We start from the raw sequence: 1,874 nt of genomic DNA on the forward strand, positions 1-1,874 counted from the left end.
CTGACTTTTCACGGGATGTGGAAAAGAAAGAGTGGTTCGCGATAGATTATCGCGAACCACTTCCTATTCTTTATTATATTTGGAAGTTTCTTCGACTAAATCTTTTAAACCCTGTCTGAGAGCCTCAATTGAACGATCTAAAGCTTCAATTTTAGTCCTTGCAGTAATTTGTTCAATGGCATCTATGTAAGCTTGACTACCAGCCTTACCTAAATGCTTGTACTTGGAAAGCTTGCCATCGCTCTGAGTCGGAAATATTGGTGTTGTAGCATGTAGTTTATAGTACCAATAAAATTCTTTACGCCCCTTTGCTAGGTAACGAGCTATTCTACAACTAGGTGGCGCAACAGGCATTGAATTGTGTATGGCAGCGACTTCAAATTCAAGACGCTCCAACATATCAATAACTTTGTCTATACGCGATTGTAAATCCTCTTGGGCTATAGTTTTTCGGTCTTTCGGCATAAAATTAACATGACGCGATTCGCGACTGGTTGTCGCGAACCATATTCCTCTCTAATAAAGGCGAGTAACTAAAATCAATATATTCATTTTAGATTTTCATGCAACAACCAACCTTGGCACAAGGTTTCTAATTCCAACCAACCTCGCCACAAAACTTGTATCCCAATGGGGCTATTCTTCCTGTGTTCCAAGTAACCTCCAAGACGTGCAATTGCTCTAATTGCCCAGTCAACGGTAAGCTGTAGGAGCTTTTTTTGTTTGGGTGGAGTACTAGCAAGTAGCACATCCATTTGTATTTTTGTTAACACCAATTCTGCCGAACTGTGGGGAGAATTCCGATGTAAATAAGTCATTCGCAGTAATTGTGCCGCAATCACTGTTAAAAAACCTAACATTGTTGACATACTCTCACCCGCCAAGCGGTAACTTTCTGCTTTACAGCCAGATTTTAGTATTTTGTGATACTCTTCTATCCGCCAGCGATACGTATACCATCGCAGAATTTGAGATGCTTCTGCCTGTGTTGTTATTAACTCGCTTGTCAGTAGCATCCACGTAATTGGCTCACATCCATCTGGCACATTAATCTCTGTTGCAAAAAGCGCGTAAACGTTAAAATTGCCTGACTTTTTTAATCGAGAAGGAGGATTTATTGATACTGGACAATACCTGATCTCCAAGGTGGCAGTTCTTTTAGAGCGCTTTTTAGTTTCAGGTAATTCTACCTCTTTGATAAACTGCACTGACTGGGATACTACATACTCCCATAAATAAGAGTTTTCTCCCGATAAACAACGATTGTGAGCGGCTCTAACAACTACACCTGTATTTTTATTTTTACGTTGAAGTGCAAATACTTCTGCAATATCTCCTTCACGGTCAAAAACATGAATCACTCTTGTGAGTAATCCACCATCAGGCATTTCTAAATTTTTAAATAATTTGTTTACTTTCTGAAAAGCTTCAACCCATCGATAAGATTCTTTCTCTTTAAAAGCTCTATTTTTGGCGATTAAACGTTCTTTCTTTAATCGCTTTTTTTTTGCCGTAGATGTTTCTCCTGGTGGTGGAGATGCTTTGTGCTGTCGATGCCACAATTTCTCCCATAATAGTCCTAGTGGCTGACCAAAGTCTGGGTCTAGTGCTAAAGAACTATGTAAAATTAGTCCATTCCCACCATTACCTGTAGGCCCATAATCATCTCTTTTTTCTAATATTTTTTTATAATCAAGATAAGTTGTATCACCTACAGCTAATACTATTGGTATGCCATAAATCTGCTGAGAAGTCTGTTTAAAAGATGGCTGGGTCAATTTCTCAAAAGTTGTTTTGGGGTTAGAGAAGAATTCGTAACCACGTTTTAGGTCACTAGCGCTTTTAAATATTTGTGATAGAGGCTGACCATATTT

At 38.8% G+C, this 1,874-nt stretch carries 2 protein-coding genes; both read right to left on the minus strand.

Annotated elements, in window-relative coordinates; translation table 11 throughout:
* Positions 1-63 precede the first annotated feature (63 nt).
* On the minus strand, positions 64-465 hold the full coding sequence (locus tag H6G41_RS34470) for a hypothetical protein (RefSeq protein WP_190752880.1): 402 nt from the start codon (positions 463-465) through the stop codon (positions 64-66).
* 83 nt (positions 466-548) lie between these two features.
* Complete coding sequence (locus H6G41_RS34475) at positions 549-1,850, minus strand: IS4 family transposase (RefSeq protein ID WP_190752881.1); 1,302 nt, start codon at positions 1,848-1,850, stop codon at positions 549-551.
* Positions 1,851-1,874: the final 24 nt, after the last annotated feature.

Source organism: Tolypothrix sp. FACHB-123, from assembly GCF_014697075.1.
Lineage (GTDB): Bacteria > Cyanobacteriota > Cyanobacteriia > Cyanobacteriales > Nostocaceae > Aulosira.